Annotated in this window: 22 protein-coding genes and 1 tRNA gene; 8 read left to right on the top strand and 15 right to left on the bottom strand. The window is 31.0% G+C overall.

The annotated features are described in order from the left end of the window. Both B3J26_RS11230 and B3J26_RS11225 read left to right on the top strand, forming a co-directional pair. Nucleotides 1-261 carry a DUF3761 domain-containing protein gene (locus tag B3J26_RS11230; RefSeq protein WP_280051757.1) on the top strand — a complete coding sequence of 87 codons (261 nt, stop codon included), beginning with the start codon at nucleotides 1-3 and terminating at the stop codon, nucleotides 259-261. A gap of 17 nt (nucleotides 262-278) precedes the next feature. Next, on the top strand, nucleotides 279-722 hold the full coding sequence (locus B3J26_RS11225) for a hypothetical protein (protein ID WP_280051756.1): 444 nt from the start codon (nucleotides 279-281) through the stop codon (nucleotides 720-722). 44 nt (nucleotides 723-766) lie between these two features. Here B3J26_RS11225 and B3J26_RS11220 read toward each other — a convergent pair whose 3' ends face one another. From B3J26_RS11220 to B3J26_RS11210, 3 genes are all read right to left on the bottom strand, one after another. Further along, nucleotides 767-1,402 carry a carbonic anhydrase gene (locus tag B3J26_RS11220; RefSeq protein ID WP_286496275.1) on the bottom strand — a complete coding sequence of 212 codons (636 nt, stop codon included), beginning with the start codon at nucleotides 1,400-1,402 and terminating at the stop codon, nucleotides 767-769. Between the two features lie 50 nt (nucleotides 1,403-1,452). After that, complete coding sequence (locus B3J26_RS11215) at nucleotides 1,453-2,997, bottom strand: SulP family inorganic anion transporter (protein WP_038333625.1); 1,545 nt, start codon at nucleotides 2,995-2,997, stop codon at nucleotides 1,453-1,455. Between the two features lie 103 nt (nucleotides 2,998-3,100). Then, complete coding sequence (locus B3J26_RS11210; RefSeq protein ID WP_180906316.1) at nucleotides 3,101-3,460, bottom strand: hypothetical protein; 360 nt, start codon at nucleotides 3,458-3,460, stop codon at nucleotides 3,101-3,103. Nucleotides 3,461-3,649: 189 nt separating this feature from the next. Between B3J26_RS11210 and B3J26_RS11205 the strand changes: the two genes are divergently transcribed. The 6 genes from B3J26_RS11205 (at nucleotide 3,650) to B3J26_RS11180 (ending at nucleotide 11,602) form a co-directional block, all read left to right on the top strand. Then, nucleotides 3,650-4,489 carry a hypothetical protein gene (locus tag B3J26_RS11205; protein WP_236688191.1) on the top strand — a complete coding sequence of 280 codons (840 nt, stop codon included), beginning with the start codon at nucleotides 3,650-3,652 and terminating at the stop codon, nucleotides 4,487-4,489. Nucleotides 4,490-4,674: 185 nt separating this feature from the next. After that, entirely contained in the window at nucleotides 4,675-6,561 is a 1,887-nt protein-coding gene (locus B3J26_RS11200) for a S9 family peptidase (RefSeq protein WP_221856838.1), read from the top strand. A 177-nt stretch (nucleotides 6,562-6,738) separates the two neighbouring features. After that, entirely contained in the window at nucleotides 6,739-7,440 is a 702-nt protein-coding gene (locus tag B3J26_RS11195) for a hypothetical protein (protein ID WP_291074592.1), read from the top strand. Nucleotides 7,441-7,487: 47 nt separating this feature from the next. Further along, entirely contained in the window at nucleotides 7,488-9,668 is a 2,181-nt protein-coding gene (locus tag B3J26_RS11190; RefSeq protein WP_291074591.1) for an ATP-binding protein, read from the top strand. Nucleotides 9,669-9,671: 3 nt separating this feature from the next. Further along, the gene (locus B3J26_RS11185; protein WP_291074589.1) at nucleotides 9,672-10,226 is read left to right on the top strand and encodes a biliverdin-producing heme oxygenase; all 555 of its coding nucleotides are present in this window, start codon (nucleotides 9,672-9,674) and stop codon (nucleotides 10,224-10,226) included. A gap of 107 nt (nucleotides 10,227-10,333) precedes the next feature. Continuing rightward, nucleotides 10,334-11,602, top strand: a complete 1,269-nt coding sequence (locus B3J26_RS11180; RefSeq protein ID WP_291074587.1) for an ectonucleotide pyrophosphatase/phosphodiesterase — start codon at nucleotides 10,334-10,336, stop codon at nucleotides 11,600-11,602. 98 nt (nucleotides 11,603-11,700) lie between these two features. On the opposite strand, the gene B3J26_RS11175 is transcribed toward B3J26_RS11180, so the two are convergent. The 12 genes from B3J26_RS11175 to B3J26_RS11120 all read right to left on the bottom strand — a co-directional run bounded on the left by B3J26_RS11175 (nucleotide 11,701) and on the right by B3J26_RS11120 (nucleotide 22,753). Beyond that, nucleotides 11,701-12,654, bottom strand: coding sequence for an EamA family transporter (locus tag B3J26_RS11175; RefSeq protein WP_291074585.1), 954 nt, complete (start codon nucleotides 12,652-12,654; stop codon nucleotides 11,701-11,703). 71 nt (nucleotides 12,655-12,725) lie between these two features. Then, entirely contained in the window at nucleotides 12,726-13,340 is a 615-nt protein-coding gene (locus B3J26_RS11170) for a deoxynucleoside kinase (protein ID WP_038333632.1), read from the bottom strand. 190 nt (nucleotides 13,341-13,530) lie between these two features. Next, nucleotides 13,531-14,322 (bottom strand): hypothetical protein, encoded by a 792-nt coding sequence (locus B3J26_RS11165; RefSeq protein ID WP_291074583.1) that lies wholly within the window; start codon nucleotides 14,320-14,322, stop codon nucleotides 13,531-13,533. Then, a complete protein-coding gene (locus tag B3J26_RS11160; protein WP_291074582.1) occupies nucleotides 14,323-15,090 on the bottom strand; it encodes a sulfite exporter TauE/SafE family protein in 768 nt (255 codons plus the stop codon). 82 nt (nucleotides 15,091-15,172) lie between these two features. Continuing rightward, nucleotides 15,173-16,489, bottom strand: coding sequence for a YCF48-related protein (locus tag B3J26_RS11155; protein ID WP_180906324.1), 1,317 nt, complete (start codon nucleotides 16,487-16,489; stop codon nucleotides 15,173-15,175). A 71-nt stretch (nucleotides 16,490-16,560) separates the two neighbouring features. Further along, nucleotides 16,561-16,632 (bottom strand) — tRNA-Arg (locus B3J26_RS11150). A gap of 28 nt (nucleotides 16,633-16,660) precedes the next feature. Continuing rightward, on the bottom strand, nucleotides 16,661-17,686 hold the full coding sequence (locus B3J26_RS11145) for a hypothetical protein (protein ID WP_291074580.1): 1,026 nt from the start codon (nucleotides 17,684-17,686) through the stop codon (nucleotides 16,661-16,663). Then, on the bottom strand, nucleotides 17,670-18,257 hold the full coding sequence (gene pnuC, locus B3J26_RS11140) for a nicotinamide riboside transporter PnuC (protein ID WP_291074610.1): 588 nt from the start codon (nucleotides 18,255-18,257) through the stop codon (nucleotides 17,670-17,672). The genes B3J26_RS11145 and pnuC overlap by 17 nt, the downstream gene beginning before the upstream one ends. A 182-nt stretch (nucleotides 18,258-18,439) precedes the next feature. Continuing rightward, on the bottom strand, nucleotides 18,440-18,793 hold the full coding sequence (locus B3J26_RS11135; protein ID WP_291074578.1) for an MmcQ/YjbR family DNA-binding protein: 354 nt from the start codon (nucleotides 18,791-18,793) through the stop codon (nucleotides 18,440-18,442). Nucleotides 18,794-18,878: 85 nt separating this feature from the next. After that, nucleotides 18,879-20,330 (bottom strand): SusD/RagB family nutrient-binding outer membrane lipoprotein, encoded by a 1,452-nt coding sequence (locus B3J26_RS11130; RefSeq protein ID WP_286495618.1) that lies wholly within the window; start codon nucleotides 20,328-20,330, stop codon nucleotides 18,879-18,881. Between the two features lie 23 nt (nucleotides 20,331-20,353). After that, nucleotides 20,354-21,370, bottom strand: a complete 1,017-nt coding sequence (locus B3J26_RS11125; RefSeq protein WP_349679519.1) for a TonB-dependent receptor domain-containing protein — start codon at nucleotides 21,368-21,370, stop codon at nucleotides 20,354-20,356. Between the two features lie 510 nt (nucleotides 21,371-21,880). Next, nucleotides 21,881-22,753 carry a TonB-dependent receptor plug domain-containing protein gene (locus B3J26_RS11120; protein WP_291074576.1) on the bottom strand — a complete coding sequence of 291 codons (873 nt, stop codon included), beginning with the start codon at nucleotides 22,751-22,753 and terminating at the stop codon, nucleotides 21,881-21,883. Nucleotides 22,754-22,857: the final 104 nt, after the last annotated feature.

The following is a 22,857-nucleotide window of genomic DNA, read 5'->3' as shown; positions in this document are numbered from 1 at the left end:
ATGTCAGGAATTACATCAATCTTTTTTAAATCAGATGTTAAGAAAGATAAAATAATCAAAAATGATTATTATGATTTACAAAAAAATAATTATAATAATGTAAGTGTTTGTGATACAGTAATTAATTATAAAAATTATAACCAAAATTATAATTATACACCTTCAAGATCTGGAGCGATTTGTAACGATGGTTCTTTTTCACAAGCAACAGGAAGTGGTGCATGTTCACATCATGGAGGGGTGAGTTATTGGGTGAATTAAATTTTAAAAAACTATATATGTCTATACTTGCTTATCAAATAATAATATTCTTCATTATTCAGCTATCATCATTTTTTGGAAAAAAAATAAGAAATATTGTTATTTTTTTGTCAATCATATATACAATTATTGAGGTGTTTACAACTTGGTTAACTTTATTACAATTTGTTACAATTTTTGTGTCGTATCAAGTCTCAAAAATATGGTTTAATGATAAAGTACATATTAAAAAAGAAGAAGATTTAGTAAGATTTGATGATTATGATGAAAAAGGAAGAAGATTTTATAGAGAAGTTGACTTGAATGACAGTAATATAGATGATGAATTAAGAGAGAAAGCTGTAAAAAGCAAAAGAATTGAAGAATTAGCTAGAGAAGGTTTAAAAAATAATCCGAAGCTAAATAAAATGATGAAAAATCATATGGATAATATGATTAATAGAAATAAGCCACTCAAATAGAGTGGCTTTTACATTACTAAAAAATATCTAAAGAATTAATTGTTTTATAACCAAGTTACAACGCCTGAATCTACACAGTAGTTTGCACCTATTATCTTGATTTTCCCTTCTTTTTCTAAGGTGTTCAAGGTTGTACTTTGGTTACGAATATCTTCTATGGTTTGTATAACGTTTTGGTGATTTAATCTTTCTAATAAATCTGCATTTTTAGAAGAACGTTCTTCACCGTCTTTTATAATTTCGTCGATAATTGGATTGAAATGATCAACCAAATGACACAAATTATTCATTCCGGTTTTGTGAATTGCTTCAGCGTCTAATCCGCCTTTCAAAGCGCCACATTTAGAGTGTCCTAAGACAACAATCAATTTAGAGCCAGCCACATTTGTTCCAAATTCCATCGAACCTAAAATATCTTGATTAACGAAATTACCAGCAATTCGTACACTGAAAATATCTCCTAAACCTTGATCGAAAATTAGTTCCGCAGAAGTACGGCTATCAATACAGCTCAAAACAACCGCAAACGGCCATTGTCCCTCTCTTGTATCATTCACTTGCGAAAGTAAATCTCTGTTTGCTTTTAAGTTTTGAACAAATCTTGCATTTCCTTCTTTTAAAAATTCTAACGCTTTCTCTGGAGTTGTTGTCGCTTGAGTTTCTGATGTATGTGCTTTCATTATATTTAATTTTATTGTGGGTGTTTTAATTTTTATATGTTTTTTACAGATTAATGAGCTCCAGCAACTAAGACGTAACCAAAAAACTCTCTGAATGATGGGGGATTATCGACTGTTCCACGTTCGGAAATTAGTCGAATATTAATGTTATTATTTTTTGCTTTGACTTTAAATTCATCTAAATATTCAATAATATCATAATCTAAAATTCGTGTTTTACGAACATCTAATTCAAGATTAGAACCAGGTTTCAAACCATCTAATTCTTTTACAATTGCACCGCGGTTTACAAACGTTACCTCCTCAGCAAAATTCATATGGAAAACATTTCCTTCTTTCACCAACATTACGTGCGAGTTGTTGTAAGATTTGATTAACGAAACCACTACACCAACAATAAGACCAATGATGATACCTTTTAATAAATCTGTTGCCAAAATTGCAATAACTGTTACTGCGAACGGAATTAACTGATCTTTTCCTAATTTTTTCATATCCAAGAATTGTTTCGGATTACCTAATTTGTATCCAATAACCAATAGAATAGAAGCTAAAACCGCATTTGGAATTAAATTTAAAAACATTGGAATAGAGATCACACTCACTAATAATAAAACACCGTGCGTAATTGTAGAAAGTTTTGTAAGCCCGCCACTCATTGCATTTGCAGATGAACGTACAATAACTTGCGTAACAGGTAAACCTCCAATTAAACCAGCTAAAGAGTTTCCGACACCTTGTGCAATCAATTCTCGATTTGTAGGTGTTTGACGCTTTAAAGGATCTAATTTATCAGTTGCTTCTACAGATAATAAAGTCTCTAATGACGCTACAATTGCGATGGTAAATGCAACTTGCCAAACCATAGGATTTGTTAATCCAGAGGCGAAATCGGGCATAGTAAATTGTCCTAAGAAATCTGAAACACTTTCAGGAACAGGAACTTTTACTAATAAATTGTGGTCGATAGAAAATACTTCGTGGTTGGTATCACCAATTGTAACTTGGTACAAAATACCTACTAATACAGCTACTAATGATCCTGGTAATAATTTGAAAAAGTTTGATTTTTTTCCTAAAATATTGTCCCAAACAATCAAGATAAATAAAGAGATTGCTGTAATAATAATGGCTCCTGGCGTGATAAAATCTAAACTAAAATTACTAAAACTAAATGTTTCTGTATATCCTAACGCTAACGGAATTTGTTTCAAGAAAATTGAAATACCAATCGCACACAACATTCCTTTAATCACCGAAGATGGAAAGTAATAACCAATAACTCCGGCTTTTAGAATACCTAGTAATATTTGAAAAATTCCGGCGATAACAACCGCGACTAAAAATAGTTCGTAAGCACCCAAATCTGTAATAGCAGTTAATACAATAACGACCAAACCAGCCGCAGGACCAGAAACACCAATTTGGGATTTAGAAATAAGACCAACAACAATTCCTCCTACAATTCCCGCAATAATTCCGGCAAATAAAGGCGCACCACTGGCCAACGCAACACCTAAACATAAAGGTAATGCAACGAAAAAGACAACAATACTCGCAGGTATGTCCTTTTTCCAATTTTGAAAAAGATTCATAATAATTTTAAAATGAATTATTTAATAATTTAAAATGATAAAAATAAATTTGCTATCCATTCAATAGATTTGAATAGGATGATGCAAAAAATCAATTAAAAAATTAAACTAATTCTGGAGGTGGAGTTGTCACACCATTGTCTAAAGACGCATATGCATTAGAATGATGAAAATCCGAATGTGTAGTTTGTTTCACATTAAAAAATGTAAACAATTTTATTTCGTGGAAATAATGTATTTTTTCTGTGATTTCGCTCGAAGAATTTTTCTGATTATTTTCTTCTTCAGTTGAAGTTTGAGAAAACAAAGCTTTTTGATCATTGTCAGAAGAATCTTTTTTGTCTTGTTGCTCCATTCTCATCTGATAATCTACATAACCCGCCAACCCTTGCATGTTCGTACTGAACACCAAAAGAAGCGTGAAAAAAATTCCGATGCTATGTTTTATCAGGTAGTCTTTCATTATGTCACAAAAATATATTTTAATTTTTAATTACAAAATAGAGGATATCATTTTTAATAAATATTTATCATTTTATTTTATGACGCTTAACAATGTTTATTGATTTTAAATATTGTCTAGATATAAAATTGATATCATAAATCATTTTTACACAATTTTTTTAAGAATAAATTTGCAAAAAGTTAAATTTTGAGAAAGTATATAAGTGTAATGTTTTTAGTTGCTTTAGTTGCAACTACTTTCGGGCAAGGGAAAAATAATAAAGGTAAATTTTATGTTTATTGGGGTTGGAATCACGCGCAGTATACAAAATCAGATATTCAGTTCAAAGGAGATGGATACGATTTTACGTTAGATAATGTAGCAGCTCATGACCGTCAAACTTCTTTTGGAATCAAGTATTTCAATCCAAGTTCTATGACGATTCCGCAATATAACTTCCGTTTAGGTTACTTTGTTTCGGATAATTGGAATATCTCTTTCGGGATTGACCACATGAAATATGTGATGGATCAAGACCAAGTTGTAAAAATGAATGGTCACATCAACACAGGTTCAGATTACGATGGAACATATAATAATGTTGATCAAAAATTAACAGAAGATTTCTTAACGTTTGAACATACAGATGGTTTGAACTATGCTAATTTAGAGGTTCGTCGTTTTGATAATATTCAACATTTCCCAATTACAAAAAATGGAAAAGGAATCGATGTTAACGTAACAGCTGGTTTGGGAGCAGGGATTTTATATCCACGTTCTAACGTAAAATTGATGGGTAATGAACGTTATGATGAGTTTCACTTAGCAGGTTTTGCTACAGCTGCAATGGTTGGGATCAACTTTACTTTTTGGGATTATTTCTTTGTACAGGCCGAATTAAAGGGTGGATATGCTAACTTGAGTGATATTCGTACAACTGCAAACAAAGCTGATAAAGCAAAACAGGATATTGTGTTCTCCCAACAAAACTTAGTTTTTGGAGCAATTATTCCAGTTTTTACTCATAAAAATAAGTTAAACTTTTAATTAAGTAGTTTAATATAAAATATATAGCCTAATTTTAAGAATCGATTAGACGATTTGAAAAAAATTATTAGCGGAGACATCATTTAAGTACAATTTGTACTGGATGATGTCTTTTTTTAATTATAAATTTTACCTTTCTCCATAAAGAATTGTTACTTTTACAATTATTTAGATTTGAAATTAACATGAATAGATTTTCTGTATTAGTCGCAAGTATCTTGATATCGACAACAGCAATGGGACAAAAAGTAATGACGCCAGAACTTCTTTGGCAAGTAAAAAAAGTAGCTCCAGTTGGAGTAACAAAAGATCAAAAAAATCTGATTTATAAAGTAACTTCTACTAACGTAAAAACACAAGAAGACACATCGAAAACATATATGATTTCGTTGGCAGGAGGAAAAGCTTCGGAAATCGAAGATTATAAAACGCTTTTGGCTGATGAATCGTTGAATAAATCTCAACAATATAAAGCAGAAACTGATAAAGTTAAATTACAAAAGGTTTTTGGTTCTGATTATTATCCAGAAATGGACAAATCGAATGTGCAGATTTATAATGAATTAAATTACAGACATTGGGATACTTGGAATGATGGAAATTACGATCATTTATTTGTGTCAGAAAATAAAGAAGGTTCAACTAAAATTGATGTTTTAAAAGACGAACCATATTCTGTTTCAGAATTTGTTTGGACGCCAGATGGAACAAAAGTTTTGTATGTTTCTAAGAAGAAATTCGGAACAGATTACGCATTAAGCACAAATACAGATATTTATCAATACGATTTAGCAACGAAAACGACGAAAAATATCACGGAAGGAAAAATGGGTTATGACAATACACCAAGTTTTTCTTCTCAAGGAGATTTTGCGTTTTTGAGCATGGAGCGCGATGGTTACGAGGCAGATAAAAATGACTTAATCGTTCGTCGTGGTGATATCGAAATGAATATTACAAAACATTGGGACGGAACCGTACAAGGTTATAAATGGAGCAATGATGGTAACAAAATTTATTTCAATGCACCAGTAGGAGGAACAATTCAATTATTTGAGGTTGATGTAAACTTCAAAATGAGAAAAATGCCTTTTATCAAACAAATTACAAAAGGTGATTTTGACATTGCAGACATCAAAGAAATTGTTGGTAATAAAGCAATTGTTACAAAAACAGATATCAATCACGCTGCAGAAATTTATGTAGTTGATTTGAAATCTGGAGCATTAACTCAATTAACAAACGAAAACAAAGATATCTTCGATAATATTGCGTTGAGTGATGTAAAAGCACGTAAAATTAAAACAACAGACGGAAAAGAAATGTTTGCATGGGTAATTTATCCGCCAAATTTCGATCCGAATAAAAAATACCCAACTTTATTGTATTGTCAAGGTGGACCACAATCTGCTTTAACTCAATTTTATTCTCCTCGTTGGAATTTCCAATTAATGGCAGCACAAGGGTATATTGTAATTGCGCCAAACCGTCGTGGAATGCCAGGTCATGGAGTAGAGTGGAATGAGCAAATTTCTAAAGATTGGGGAGGACAAGTAATGCAAGATTATTTGGCTGCGATTGATGATATCTCGAAGGAATCTTATGTAGATAAAGATCGTCGTGGTGCTGTTGGTGCATCTTACGGAGGATATTCTGTTTATTATTTAGCAGGTATTCACGAAGGTCGTTTCAAATCTTTTATTGCACATAATGGTGTTTTCGATTTGAAATCGATGTACGGAACTACAGAAGAAATTTTCTTTACAAACTGGGACGCTGGTGGCGCTTGGTGGGAAACAAATAACAAAGCTGCGCAAAAAACGTACTCTAAATTTGATCCAAGTAGTACAGAATTAGTAAATAAATGGAATACGCCAATGTTAATTTATGTTGGAGGTCATGATTATCGTGTGCCAATGGGACAAGGGCAAGAGGCTTATCAAATTTTACAATTGAAAGGAATCAAATCTCGTTTTATTTATTTCCCTGAAGAAAATCACTGGGTATTAAAACCACAAAATTCTGTGATTTGGCATACAGAATTTTTCAAATGGTTAAAAGAAACCTTGTAATTCAATTGATTTATAAATCATAACTATAATTTAAAAGTGCAATTTCTATAGAAATTGCACTTTTTTTATTTCTTTGAAAATCAATGACAATATCTAATAAACGAACCAATTATTTTTTAAAATTTTGTAGAGTAGAATAATCGTTGTAAATTCAAAACATAAGTCAAAACCCAATTTATGAGTAAGGATAATAACAAAATATATTTTTCGAATAGCCCATTTACAAACGGACACAAAGTAATAGATTTTGTTTGGAGTGCTCGCCTTGATGAAAATTTTGACCTTTGGATGGATCTTCATTTAGAGTCAGATAATTATGACGAAGAAGAAGAATATAAAGATGATTTGGATGAAATAGATGACATTTCTGAAGAGAATGCCGAAAAACAGCTTTGGATTAATTATGATCATGCTATCATCTCGAGTACATATTGGAACAACAAAGGGATAAAGATAGACAATGATGCGCAATTAGATTTTAATCAACTCAATAAAAAAACATTCGAAATTGATCCTCTTCCAGTAAATCTTGACGAGTCAGAAAACCTTGCTTTTGGTATTTCGATGTTAGGAAATGACACAGTTGCTCAGCACGAAATTACGTTTTTAGATACAGAAGAATTTGGTGTTTTTGACATTAAATGGAAAGGAAAAATTGCCAATACATATTTAGGAGAAACCGATTTTGATTACGATTTTTATGTCTATATGAAGAACATAAAATTTAACGGAATTAAAGTTCATCCATCGTTAGAAAAAGAAAAAGTTACAGCATTTTTTGAGAAAATTTTAACTCATTTTAATGATTTTGAATTAGTGGATACTGACGAATTAGAGTTAGAAAACTATATTCTGAAAATTAAAAGACAAGAAGATTAAAAATTAAATTTACCTTAGATTTATAATTACACTCCTAAACCATTTATATGATCAACCAAATCATCAAAAATTGTGAAGACGAAGAAATTCAGTTTTTCAATGAAATTCAACCTTTTGGATATTTGATAGGAATTCATAAAAATTCGCATCAAATTGAATTTTTTTCTCAAAATATTGATGAATTATTTGAAATTTCTACCGAAAAGATATTAAGCCAACATATTAATCAACTTCATGATTTTGAGCTTGATTTTGATGAGGTTTTGAATTTAGAACAAGGTGAATTTTACCGAACTAATACAAAAGTTAATTCAAAAACCTACCATTTAACAGTTTATCATTTTGATGAATTGATTTATTTGGAGTTAGAAGAATTAATTATTTTAGAAAACAGATTAGCTTATTATAATTTTTCTGAACAAATCCTGTACTCTAAGTCTATAAGCTCAACTTGGGATAGGTTGATTTCATCTATCAAGAGTTTGATTCATTACGAGAGAGTAATGTTGTATAAATTTTTGGAAGATGGTAGTGGCGTTGTTATAGCGGAAGAAAGTGATAAGGGATTAGATTCTTATATGGGGTTGCGTTTTCCAGAATTTGATATTCCTAAACAAGCACGTCAACTGTATTTAAAGAAAAAAAGCCGTTTGGTTGCAGATGTTGATAGTAAAAGAATCATTTTAATTAGTAATGAGAATTATCAAAAAATAAACTTGATGTACTCTTCTGTTAGAGCACTTTCTCCGATACATCTACAGTATTTACGCAATGCTAATTGTGAAGCAAGTTTCTCTATTTCTATTGTAATTAACGAAAAATTGTGGGGAATTGTAGCATGTCAGAATTCCAAGCCAAAATTTATTCCAAATCAAGTTCGTTTGCAAACTGAATTATTGACGCGTCAAGCAAGGTTGACTTATGTGAATTTTAAATCAACTGAACGATTAAAGTTCCAAAATCATTTTAACGAAACAGCGATTAAACTGAAAGAAAATCTTTTAACGGAAGAAAATCTTCAGCAATCAATGAACAATAATCTAAAAGAGGTTCTTAACCTTACAAAGGCAGATGGGATTGCGTTGGTTAATTTTGACGATGTTTTTGTAGAAGGCGAAACGCCAGATAAAGAAGAAATTTTGAGAATAAAAGAATGGGCATTTAAAAGAAACTCAGCACGTTTATTTACCTCGAATACTTTTTATCTAGATTATGGACAAGAGATTAGGCTTAGTCCAAGTTCGGCTGGTGTAATGTTTTGTTTTCTAAATCAAACTTACGAACATTTTATTATTTGGTTCAAAAAAGAACAAGTTCAAACCTTAGATTGGGCTGGAGAACCAAGTAAAATTAAAAATGTAGATGTTATAAATGGCGATGAAATACATAGTTTTTCTCCTCGAACTTCTTTCAAAATTTGGCAAGAGAATATTAAGAATAAATCGTTTATTTGGTTAGATAAGGAGAAATATGTTGCCAAAGAAGTAATAAAGTTAATTATAGAAACACTTCATTTACAATCATTCAAAATTCATAGTTTATATGAGCAATTAAAGGAAATAAATGACGAATTAGACTCGTTTACCTATACAGTTTCTCACGATTTACGTACACCTTTATCGGTGATGAAATTGAATTGTCAGATGCTTCAAAGAAGTTTGATAGATGATGAAATTAAAAATGATCGATTAAAAAGTGTTATTGAAGAAATTGATCGAATGACACAAATGATGCAGGATCTTTTGGCGTTGAGTAAAGCTAAAAAATCAGAAATTGTATTGTCTACAATCGAAACAAAACCAATCATAGAAAAGATTATACACGATGTTTTATTGTATTATAAAACTAATGATACACAAGTTGTTGTGGAAGAAATACATAATGTTTTGGGGGATAAAACGATGTTTTATGAGGTTTTTCTGAATATTATTGGTAATGCAATAAAATATTCTTCCCAAGCACAACATCCAATCATAAAAATATGGTCAGAATTGAATGAAGAGGAGGTTATTTTTAAAGTAAAAGATAACGGAATCGGAATAAAACAGGAAGATTACAACAAGATGTTTAAGCTATTTAGCAGAATGTCTAACACAGGAAATATCTCTGGAAATGGTGTAGGGCTTTCTATTGCGCACAGAATGATGGATAGAATGAATGGTGGTATATCTTTTGAAAGTAAAGTGGGAGAAGAAACAACTTTTATATTAACATTTAAAAAAATCTAACAAATGCTATCTGATTATTTAAAAGAAAAAACAGCGGTTTATCACAAAGAAATTGAAGATAAATTAGAATCGAATAAATTGTTTAACAGCACATTTACAGATAAAAATTATTATAAAATGTTGCAGGTTAATCATATTTTTCTAAAATCGTATGAAGATTCTATTAAAGAATTTTTGAATGAAAAAGACTTAGAAAATTTAGCCTTAACAAAACTCAATAAATTGTCTTTGATTCAACAAGATATTAACGAGTTGGGCTTAGAAGAATTGAATGTGCCAAAACAATTTGAATTACAAAATAGAGCCGAAGCAATTGGAGCTTTGTATGTGATAGAAGGTTCTATGCTTGGCGGAAATGTAATTGCAAAAACACTGAAAAAATATCCTTTTTTAGAGAATAAAGGTTTCAATTACTTTGGACATTATGGCGAAAACCTTGGTCAAATCTGGAAAACTTTTATTGGTTATATCAATCAAGAATTTACAACTGAAGAAGAACAACAACAAGTTTTTGAAGGTGCTAAAAAAGCCTACGAAGATTTGATAAGTTTTGCTTAACATATTATGAAACTGGTTTATTTATAAATAAGTTTTTTTATGGTTTTTCATGAAGATTTGACATTTTTTTAATTCATTCTAAGTATAAAACTTTTTAAATTTGAGGCATGAAAAAATCAATACTTAGTATATTTTCTGCAATTGTTTTAACGTTCTCAATTACAGCAAATGCACAAGAAATCGAAGAACAAATCGTAATTGAAAATCGTGTGAATGATGCTAAACAACAAGATAAACCTTATGTTATCTTGATTTCGGCAGATGGTTTTCGTTATGATTATGCTCAAAAACATGAAGCTAAAAATCTATTAGCTTTGACTAAAAAAGGAGTGAAAGCCGATGCTATGTATCCCTCTTTTCCATCGGTTACGTTTCCAAATCACTACACAATCGTAACAGGTTTAACACCTATTCATCATGGTTTGGTAGGTAATAATATGTTAGATATAGAAGTTGGTGATCGTTATTCATTGGGAAATAGGAATGCAGTTATCAATCCGAAATGGTACGGAGGAACGCCAATTTGGAATCTTGCAGAGCAGAACAAAATGTTAGCTGCTTGTTACTATTGGCCAGGTTCGGAAGCGCCTATTAATGGTATGTTTCCAACGTATTCGTACAAGTATTCGGAGAAATCACCAATTGATTATCGTATTCAGCAAGTGGTTAATTGGTTAGAATTACCAGCTGAAAAACGTCCACATTTGATTACGTTTTATTTTCCGGAAGTAGACCACGCAGGACATTCTTTTGGACCTGATGCGCCTGAAACAAAGGAAGCTGTACAGTTTGTAGATCAATCAATCAAGAAATTGAATGATGAGGTTGCAAAAACAGGTTTGAAAGTGAATTTTGTTTTTGTTTCTGATCACGGAATGACAAGAATTGATGATGAAAATCCGTTGAAATTGCCAATTAAAATTGATGAATCAAAAGTACAAGTTGCTTCAAATGGTTCTTATGTAAGTCTTTTTGTAAAAGATAAAAATGATATCGAATCAATTTACAAAGAAATAAAAGCAGTTCAGAATAATACGTTCGAAGTGTATAAAACAACAAATGTCTCATCTAAATATCATTTTGATAAAAAGAATGATCGATACAATCGTATTGGAGATATTATTTTGATTGCACATGCTCCAAACTATTTCTCAAACAAAAATGCACCGAAAGGTTCGCATGGTTTTTATGTAAAAGAAACGCCAGAAATGAAAGCGACTTTTATGGCTTGGGGACCAAATATTAAGTCTGGTAAAGAGATTAAAGTTTTTCCAAATACAGAAATCTATCCAATGCTTGCGAAGTTATTAGGTTTACCAATTCAAGAAAAAATTGATGGAACAAATCAATTAGCGAATAAAATTTTGGTGAAATAATTTAGATTTTACTCAAAATACAAAGCCAACTTATTACGAGTTGGCTTTTTTTGTGATTGAATTTTCATTGACTTATAAGAATATTCGTCATTTTGAATTTATTTTTTCTTGAAATTCAGATTTGATATAATAATAGCAAAAATAATAACGGCGATTCCTGTCCATTGTATTGCGAGAACTTGCTCGTGTAAAAGGACAAAAGCCATAGTTACGGAAACGGGTAATTCTAACGAAGAAACAATACTTCCCAAACCTAATCCTGTGTGCGGAAAACCTTTGTTTAAAAGAATAGGAGGTAACACAGTCCCGAAAATTGCCAATGGTAATCCCCAAGTATAAAAAATGCTAAAATTGAATGCATGAATTCCATTTACATCACTCGAAAAGTTGTTGTAAAAGCTCATTAAACCATCAAAATAATAAGGTCCGATTTGGCTAAAAAACAAAAATAACGACACAATAATAGCACCTCCAAAAAGCATCCACAAACTTTTTTTGTAAGCTGGTAAGTAATTGGCTAAACTATTAGATGTGAACATGGTAGCTGTAAAAGAACAAGCTGCTAAAAATCCCCAAAACAATCCTTTAGGATTTAATTCGACTTCTTGGTTGATTAAATTTGTAGCCAAAACAGTTCCAAATAATACCAAAACCATTGCAATTAATTTTTTGGCAGAAGGAAATTGTTTACCCAAAATACTCTCAACCAAAATACTAATCCAAACCGTTTGCATCAACAATACAATTGCGATTGACACGTTGATATATTGTACTGCTAGATAGTAAAATAAACTTGTGAAACCTAAGGAAGTTCCAGCAAGAACCAACCTTTTTTTATCTCTTTGTTCAATCTTTGGTAAATCTTTTTTACTCATCATAAATAAGTTGATAATTCCCAAAATCAAAATTCCTAATACAAACTGAGAAGTCGTTACCTCGGCAGTCGTATAGCCTTGATCGTATGCAATTTTTACAAATGTTGCTAACATTCCGTAGAAGCTAGCGCCCATTGCAACGAACAAAACTCCTTTCAAAATACTTTTATTTTCCATAATTTTTTACGCAAAAAAACGGCCTGATTAAATTTAAAATCAAGCCGTGCAAGTTACTTTATTTTTTCTGACTAAAAAAGTCCGTTAATTTCTCCTTCTATTTTATTGAAAATGAATCCTAAATCTTCTTTATTTTCAACAAAATCTAAATTATCCACGTCGATTACCAACACTTTTCCTTCTTTATAATTCGAAATCCACTTGTCGTATTTCTCGTTTAGACGATTTAAATAATCAATACTAATCGAGTTTTCGTAATCGCGACCACGTTTCTGAATTTGCGAAACCAATGTAGGAATTGAAGCTTTAAGATAAATCAATAAATCTGGTGCTTCTACAAAACTTGTCATCAAATTAAAAACACGCAAATAGTTGTTGTAATCTCTTGTAGACAATAATCCCATATCGTTTAAGTTACTCGCAAAAATATGCGCATCTTCGTAAATTGTACGATCCTGAATAATGTCTTTTCCGCTTTCTCTAATCTCTTTTACTTGATTAAAACGGCTTCCTAAGAAATAAATCTGAAGATTGAACGCCCATTTTTCCATGTCGTTGTAAAAATCATCCAAATACGGATTCATTTCTACATCTTCAAACTGAGCTGTCCAGTTGTATTGTTTTGCTAAAAGGTTTGTTAGAGTAGTTTTACCTGCTCCAATATTTCCGGCTATGGCGATATGCATTTTCCAATTATTTTAACGTTTGCAAATATACTAAAGCTTAATTTTCAAAACAAAATCTAAGCAAGTGACTCATAGAAAAATCTTTTTTTAGAAAAAAATTATTCCGATTGATTTATGAATTTTTATTCAATTATAAATTAAAAATAAATAAGGATTAGTAATTAGTTTTAATTGATTAAATAGCTTATTATTAATCGTTTGTACTTAAAATAGTATAAGTGTAAATTTTATTTTCGACCAAAGTATAAAGATTTTTTTCGCTAAGTGCAAAACTTTTTACATTTTCTAAATCAATAAAAGTCGTCAAATTTTGATTGATAATGTTTTTTGATATTAGCTTATTGTCATTTATATATAAAATAACATCTTTATAAAAATAAAAAGGTTGCTGATTAGTGTCAAATTCAAAATTAGATTTGAAATTTCCATAATCATCGTAAACATAAATCGTTTTATGACCTTTTAAATACACCAAATTTTTGTACACATGTATTTTATCGATTGATTGATCATTATGTTTTAAATAGATTTGTTTTGATGTCAGAATTGGTTTTTGCAATTGATAATTATAGTAAACAATTTTATTCCCGATTAAATCATAAAACCAACAAAATTGTGTGTCAACAACTTTTAATGCAGCAGGCATAAAATCGTTTGATTTAATCTTTACAATATCCTGAATAGGATTCAAATCTTCGTCTAAAATAGTGAGTTGATTAAAATTTGAATACACATAAGCTCGAAGTGGATTATTGACATCAACTGAAGTAATAATATTTTTGAGATCAATCCTTTTGTTCTTTTTTGACTGAAATATTTTTTCAATTCTAGTATTTGAAATCAAATAAATCGAATTATTTAGATCAGTATCAATTGATTTGATTGTTTTATTTTCAATCAAAACTGAATCTTTTAACTCAAACTTTTGAGAAAAAACAGTGATAAATGCAGAAACAAAAATAATTGAAAAAATGGTTTTCATTTACTTGAAAATTACTTCATAACCAAATCTACAAATTGAGAGTAGGATTACCAAAATAAATATGTATCGAATAAATTTATTCCCTTTGTTGATGGCTAATTTTGCTCCAATAAAACCTCCTAAAGCGTTGCAAATAGCCATTGGTAAAGCTATTTTCCAGATAATTTGCCCTTTGATTAAAAACAAACAAATCGAACCAAAATTAGTCGCTAAATTGATCAGTTTTGCATTAGTATTAGCTTTCAAAAAATCCATACCAAGAAGTGTTACGAATCCCAAAATAAAGAAAGTTCCAGTTGCAGGACCAATAAAGCCATCGTAAAAACCAACTGCAATACTCACAATACAACCATTGATAATCGCAATGTGGTAAGGAATTTTACGCTCGGTTGCTTGTCCAAAATCTTTCTTGAAAATAGTGTAAATGGCTAAAACAATCAAAATGATTAACAAAACAGGCTTCATAAAATCATTATTGATAACCGTTAACAATTGCGAACCTAAAAAAGCGGATACAAATGCACATATAGCCATAATAGCAAAAAGTTTCCAATCTATTTTTACCTTTTTTAGATATTGTGAAGTTGCTAAAGCTGTTCCACTAATTGCTGGAATTTTTAGCGTTCCGATTATTGTTGAAACAGGTAAATTAGGTAAAAAAGCAAGTGATAATGGCGTTTGTATTAATCCACCACCACCAACAATAGAGTCGATGAAGCCAGCGCAATAAGCTGCCATGCATAAATAGAATAAAATCTCGATTTCCAAAACTGAAAAATTTTGGCAAATGTAGAAATAGAAAAGGACAAAACCTTGGTTTTGCCCTTTCTAAAATTTTATAGGATGTAAATTATTTTACAATAAACTTCACTGTTCCATAAGCACCATCAGCATAAGCTACGCGAGCATAGTATACACCAGCTTTTAATGCAGAAATATTAACATCTTTAGATTGTACTTCTGAAAGTTTTCTTCCTGTTAAGTCTCCAACCAATACGCTTTTTATTTCTTTGTTTGAAATAACATTAAGTGTACCACCATTTACAACAGCTTTTAATTCAACTTTTGTTGCTGTTTGTTCTGTCGTCGCTAATGTACAGCCTGGAATATCATTCAATTTTAAAACTCCACCTGTTCCTTTTGTATCTGAAGTGTAATGACCAACCCAAACAGATTTACAATCGTAAGCTCCGATAAATAATCTTTGTTGACCATCATCAATCTTAGTCCAAGTTTTACCATTATCCTTAGAATAAGCAGATCCTACACCTAATTCTGAAGCTGAGCTAAATCCTGTTGAAAGGAAGATTCCATTAGATCCAGGGATATATGAAATATCTCCATCATAATAACTATTTGATGACATAACATCCCAGTTAGCTCCACTATCTTCAGTGAACCATAATACAGCTGTATTATCTACTAACAATCCATATTTAGATGAAGAAAAGGACATGCTAGCACTTGAGTCTTCACCTGAAAAATCATCGACTGGAGAAAAGTAAGATTTCCAAGTAGCTCCTCTATCATTTGTATGTAAAATTCTACCAGTATTTGAAGTTAACCATAAATCTTCTCCTAAAAATACTCTACCAGCTACGTATCCATATTCAGTACTAACTAAAGTTGAAGGAGCTGTGCCTAATGTACTCCAAGTATTACCTCCATCTGTCGTTTTGTACATTTCGTATTTACCATTAATAGGATCTCCAATAACCAAACCATTATTTGCATCAAAGAAATGAATGATATTTCCGAAAGAACTAGTTCCAAATACTCCTGAAACTTTAGCCCATGATGTTCCGCTATTTGTTGTTTTCCATAAACCATTTGCAGCTCCAGAACCTGAAGCAGGTGCTGTTACAATAAACGCTGTTGTACCATTTACAGCTCCGATATCTGATATTAATGCATTCGAAGGTAAACTAGATACTAAATTAGCTTTCCAAGTTGATCCTCCATTAGTTGTTACCCCTACATATTTAGGATATGTTTGAGTACCAGCTCCATCAAAATAAGTAATCCATGCTGTATTAGGATCTACAATAGAGTATTCTCTTGCTCCAAAGGATTGTAATGGAATACCACTATTTTGTGTTGTATAAGTTTGACCAAAAGATACAGCTACTGCTGCTATCGATAAAAGAGATAGTAATTTTTTTCTCATAATAACGTGTTAATTAATAATTAGTGATATGCTAAACTATGAAAAAAAAATTGCAAAAAAAAATAAAATAGTGACCACGAAGGGATTCGAACCCTTACTGTCAGAACCGGAATCTGATATTCTATCCATTAAATTACGCAGTCAAAAGTTTTGCAAATATAGATAAATAGACTATTTGAGTTGAATATTTTGTCTAAAATTTCGGTGTTGAGTTGCGGTAAAATAATCTCTGAAAATTTGATTGATTTCTTCATTGATTTTTGAAGCTTTAATTCCAAGTTGTGGATAAATTTCAATGATAAATTGAGTGATTTTTTCAACAGTTTCTATTCCAAATGAATGAATTTCAGTTTCGATTTCTTCTGAAATAGGAGAATTATTTACTAATAAGTTTTCTATTGTTTTAGCAAACTCAATAGTTTTCGAAGTTGATTTAATAACGAAATGTTCGAAATCTGTTTGTTTTTGGTAATGAATAATTTCTAAACTTTTTTCGATAAAATGTTCAGCCATTCCAAGATAATTTACCAATAAAGTTAAATCAGCAAAAATTCGGAAAGGTATTTTTTCGACCAAATCATCACTATAAAATTGATTATAAATAAAACTATAACCTTGATGAACGATTTCATTTTTTACTTCGAAACTATGAGAAGATGTTGCAACCATTCCCATTGATTTCCAAGTTGAAATTAATTTAACTTGAGATTTATTTAAAATAAATGACAAAAACTTTGGTTCACCATTTTCATCCAATATCTCTTTTCCATTTTCGATTATTTTCGCATTTAATGTAAAATGAGTGAGGTAAGGAGCGCCAGTTGCATAATGCCACAAACCGTTTATGATATATTTATTTCCAACTTTTTCAGCAGTTCCTCCAAGCATTCCGCTTCCTCCAAAACACGTTTTTTGTGAAGAAAATAAATTAGAAGCAACATCAGATTTTAGATTTCGAGAAAAATAATTTGCACCACTACAAAGCGTTACAAACCAACCTAAACTTCCGTCAATTTTAGCAACAGATTGTAAAACTTTTAATCCTTTAGAAAAATGTAAACCAAGTCCATTGTATTGCTTAGGAACCCAAATATTCAACCAATTTTGAGTATAAATATGATCGAGAACTACTTGATTAAACGATTCTTTATTCAATAATTCTTGTCGAAGTTTGGGAATATCAAGCATTATTTTCATTCAAAATTTTTCTCCAATTAAAATATCCAGAAATTGCTACGCAAAATAAAATCAACGATAAAATAGCGTATAAATACAAATCTTTGTGAATCATTAATGGAATTGAAATAATGTTACTAATATTCAATAAAATCCAATTTTCGAGTTTACGTTTTGCCATTAACCACATACCTGCCCATGCAAATGCGCTTACAACTGAATCCCAAATAGGAACGTCAGAATCGGTGAAATGTGTGAGTGCTAAATAAAAAATGGTAAAACTGCTTAAGACAATTCCTGTGACAATTCCCCATTCTTTTTTGTTGGCTGTTGAAATTTCAATTTCGTGTTTTTGTTGTCCAAATTTCCAATACAACCAGCCATAAATGCTCATTACTAAATAATAAATATTAAGTGTGAATTCGGCATATAGCTTAGAATTGAACATGACGAAAAGCGATAATGTAATTCCTGCAATTCCAAATAAATAATTTTTTGGATTGTTGAATCTCGCCAATACGACTTGAAAAATAGAAAAAGTGACACCCAGCCATTCGAGCCAAGTTGTTTGTAAAATAATTTCCTTCATCATAATTTGTTTTGATGAGGAGATAGAAGTTATTGCTAACATCAATTCCTCCGCCAGCATTATCTGGATCAGGTATAGAACAAAATTGTTCTTGGGTATATTCTCAGCTTTTTAGCACCCCATTGAAAGACAAAGATGATAATATCTATATAAATAACCTAAAAATATTAAGAATTAAGTTTAAATTATTCTTTAAGTAACTCAGGACGTTTAGATTTTGGTAAAGTTAAGATGACTAAATTATAAGAATCTTTTATCCATTCTTTGATTTGAATGTTTTTCACGTCTTGATGAATTTTAACAGTATTCCAATGTTTTTTGTTCATGTGATAACCAGGAATTACAGCTTCGAAAGTTGCGCGTAATTCGATTGCATTATCTGGATCACATTTGATATTTACAGAATCAAAATCGTCAATATTACAAAGGCAAAACATTTTTCCAGCGATATAAAAGACCAAAGTAGATTGATCAAAAGGAAATTTTTCTTCGACCAATGGAAGTCCTAAACTAAACTCTCTTAACTCTTCTATATGCATAAAAATATTTTTAGTGAAGATACAAATAAAACGAAAACGACCTTAATTACAAGGTCGTTTTCTATTAAATGTGGAATGTATGCAATTAATTTACATCCCACCAAACACGCGTATTGATGTTATCTGGTCCCATTTGTTGAAGTGCGTTCTGATAGCCTTCTGGGTTATAATTTCTAACACTTGTTGGATAAAGCATACGACGAGGCATTTTTTTATCATTCAACATGGTAGAAGTTGTCGGTAATTTTGGAAAACCAGTTCTTTTATATTCAAACCATTGTTGGTAATCTGTAAAGAATAAAGCAAAATATTTTTGATCGATGATACGTTCTAACGTATTGTTGTATTTAATTTTTTCTTGTGCCATAAATTCAGCAGTAGGCTCGATATTCGTCCATAATTGTACAGCAGCTTTTACAGCTTTATCATAATGAGTTTTTGCATCACCACCTAAACCTTTTTGAGCCATTTCAGCTTTTATAAACTCAACTTCAGCATAAGTCATTAATGGAATTTTCATCGGAGCGATAACAATTGCATTGTTAGGAGATGACGGATTGAATTTGTAATCAGAACTATTTCCTTCGTAAGCTGCAGGAACTCCTTTGTAACCTAATGAAGAACCATCCAAATTAGAAGCTTTATTGACTAAAATTGGTAAACGAGGATCATTAGTTTCATTCATTTTATCAATAAAAAATGTTGTGAATGTTCGGCTATCTCTATAATCTTGTGCTCTTGGCCAAGGAGATAAACTTGGTGCTAAACCAGAAATTTGTAAAATAGCAGATTCTGATTCACTTTCGAAAATAGGATAAGTTGTCGGATTATCAATTATTTTTTTAAGTTCTGTTAAGGCAGATGCATCACGATTCGAAATTCTTAATAATAATCTCATTTTAAGAGAATTTGTGAATTTTTTCCAACGTGTTATATTGATGTTTTTTTCACTACTTGGGAATAAAATATCGGTACCATATTTTAGACCTAAATTAGTTACATATAATTGATTTGCTTTCTCTAAATCATTTAATAATTGCTTATAAATATCTTGTTGTGTATCAAATTTTGGTTTTGTAATTCCTTCTTCTGCTTTGGCTGCTTGAGAAAAAGGAACATCGCCAAACATATCGGTTAAATTAGAAATAACTAAAGAACGAAGCGTTAATGCAATTGCTTGATAATTGACATCTCCAGCTTTTTGCGAAACTTTTAGCATTTCCTCCAAATTAACAAGATTTGTGTAGGCATTATTCCAAGTCGAATTTCCCGTTCCTGTTGTTACATCATAACGATGAAGTCCCATTGCATTGCTTGGATAAGGAATATGAACTTGCATCAATTGAGCTGTAATATCGTAGTTTTTTAAAACATTATTTTCAGCCAAATCATAAAGAACAGGATTTAAAACAGAACCTGAATTAATTTCTGTGATTAAGTTTGGATCTTCATTTGCTTTCTCAAAATCGTTTGTACAAGAGAAAACAGTTGAAATTATAGTGAAGGCAAAAAATAGTTGAATTGAAATCTTTTTCATTTTAATAAATTGAATGTTGTAAATTATAATGAAGCTTTTAAGGTTACTCCATACGTTGCTGTTGACGGCATTTGTCCCATTTCAACTCCAGGTACATAAGTATTTCCATTTAATGATGCTGTTTCTGGATCGTATAAAGGAAAATCACTAATCGTGAATAAATCGCGTCCGTAAACTGTTAATGACAATGCTTGTAAACCTGTTTTTGATAATAATCTTTTAGGAAAATCAAATGTTAAACTCACATCTCTTAATTTTAAATATGAAGCTTCGAATGAATTAGATTCTACATTTGCACGACGATTATATTCAGCATAATAAGTTGCCACATCAGCTTTTGTTGTATTTGGAGAATAAGTTCCGTCAGCATTCAATACAACACCATTTCCAATGATGTAACCATCTTCTCGACCAGGTAAAGAATCTGCCAATTTTCCTTGCTCCATCATTTTGTGATAAGTTTGTGAATAGACAATTCCACCATATTGTCCGTCTAATGTAAAACTGAAACGCAATGTTTTGAATTTGATTTCATTTGTGAAACCTGCTCTCCATTTAGGTGTTGCGTCTCCAACATATTCTATTAATCCATTTCTAATTGGAACACCTGTTTTTGCGTCATAAATGATTTGTCCAGCTTCGTTTCTTACAAATTTTTCACCATATAGAGCTGTAGAAGAACCTCCAACTTTTGCAATTTGATAAACTGTTCCAGATTGACCAAGAATCATTTGATTATCTTCTATTCCTTCGACTAAAGATTTTACTTTGTTTTCATTTTTAGACCAAGTTCCTGTCATTTTCCAATTGAAATCTTTGTTCTTAATTGGAGAATAAGAAGCTACAATTTCAATTCCACGGTTTTCAATTTCTCCTCCATTTACCACTCTTCTTGAATAGCCAGTTGTGATATCATTTGGTAATTCGAAGATTTGATTTTTTGTACTTTGTTGATAAACTGTAAAATCTAAGCTTAATCTTTTCTTGAATAATAAAGCTTCGAAACCAGTTTCCCATGATGTTGTAGATTCAGGTTTAATATCAGGATTAAATAATCTTCCAGGTACTACTGCAGATGCTGTAAAATCGCTTTGATCGTAATATCTATTTGTCCAACCTGTTGTACCTCCGTTACCAACTTTAGCAAATGATAAACGGTATTTTAAGTAATTAATTGGTCCTTTTATTTTGAATAAATCTGACAGAATAAAACTTGAAGAGACTGAAGGATAAAAGAATGAGCTATATTTTACTGCAACAGAAGAATTCCAGTCGTTACGACCTGTAAATGCATTACTGAAAGTAAAACCAGTTTGCCAAAATCCTTTTCTATTATCTTTATAAGCACGCCATAAAGTTCTTTCAGCCCCTTGTTTTTCTAAAGTTGGATCATATTGAAAAAATGATTGTCCGTCAAATTTTGGACCGAATGCAGAAGAAGTACTTCCTGTATTTGGTCCATCTGCTGAGGTTTGATATGAGTAATAAGGATTGCCGTTTTTATCGAAACTTTTTCCAGTTCCTTGACCATATTCATATTGAAAATCTGGCTAATTGTTAATAACGTCAATAGCTACAGTTGATTTATATTCTAAACCTAATTGTTTACCTTTTTTACCTGATTTTGTTGTTATAATTAAAGCTCCATTTGCAGCTTTATTTCCATAAAGCGCTGCTGCGGCAGGACCTTTTAAAACGGTTACACTTTCGATATCTGCTTGATTGATGTCAGAAATACCGTTACCAAAATCGATAGGTGAATCATCGCCCATGTAAGCAGTATTGTTTCCAGAAGAAGTCATTTCTGTACTCATTGGAACACCATCGATGACAATTAAAGCGTAATTTTTTGATTGGTCGATTGAATTTGCTCCGCGCAAAATAATTTGCTGAGAATTGATTGGTCCATTTCCTCCAGAAATAATATTAAGACCAGCTACTTTTCCTTTCAATCCCGAAGACCAGTTATTCGCTTCTGCTGTTGCAAGTTCTTCCGAACCTATATTTTGTTGAGCAAATCCTAATTTTTTCTGCTCTCGCTTTATCCCCAAAGCAGTTACAATTACCTCATTCAGTTGGTTAGATTCTTCTTGTAAAGTAATTTTTACTTGAGAAATATCTTTCGGTGTGTATTCAATAAATTTGTGTTGAGATGAATTTACCAATAATGTAGGATGAGCAACATTTACTGAAACAAATTCGAAAAAACCATCTCCGTCTGTAAATGTTTTAAAAGATGTTCCCTTGATGATGATTTCTACATCTGCAATTCCTAATCCGTTTTGATCAACGATTTGACCTTTGATTGGATTTTGATCTTGAGAAATCGATTGATGATAATCTGTTCCGGTGTAAGTTTTAGCATTGGCGTGTAAACTTAAAAATCCACCTAGTAGAAGTAGTGGTAATTTTAATTGTTTCATAGCTGTAAATGTGAAATGTTTATGTGTTAAAAATTTTAACAAAACTAAATCTTCCGTTTGTGAAGTTGTTTAACTTAGGATTAAGAGATTTTTAAGTAAACATT

This window comes from Empedobacter sp. UBA5987 (assembly GCF_002429865.1).
Taxonomy (GTDB): Bacteria; Bacteroidota; Bacteroidia; order Flavobacteriales; family Weeksellaceae; genus Empedobacter; species Empedobacter falsenii_B.
Note: the sequence above shows the minus strand (reverse complement) of the source record. Positions and strands in the feature narration are given on the sequence as shown.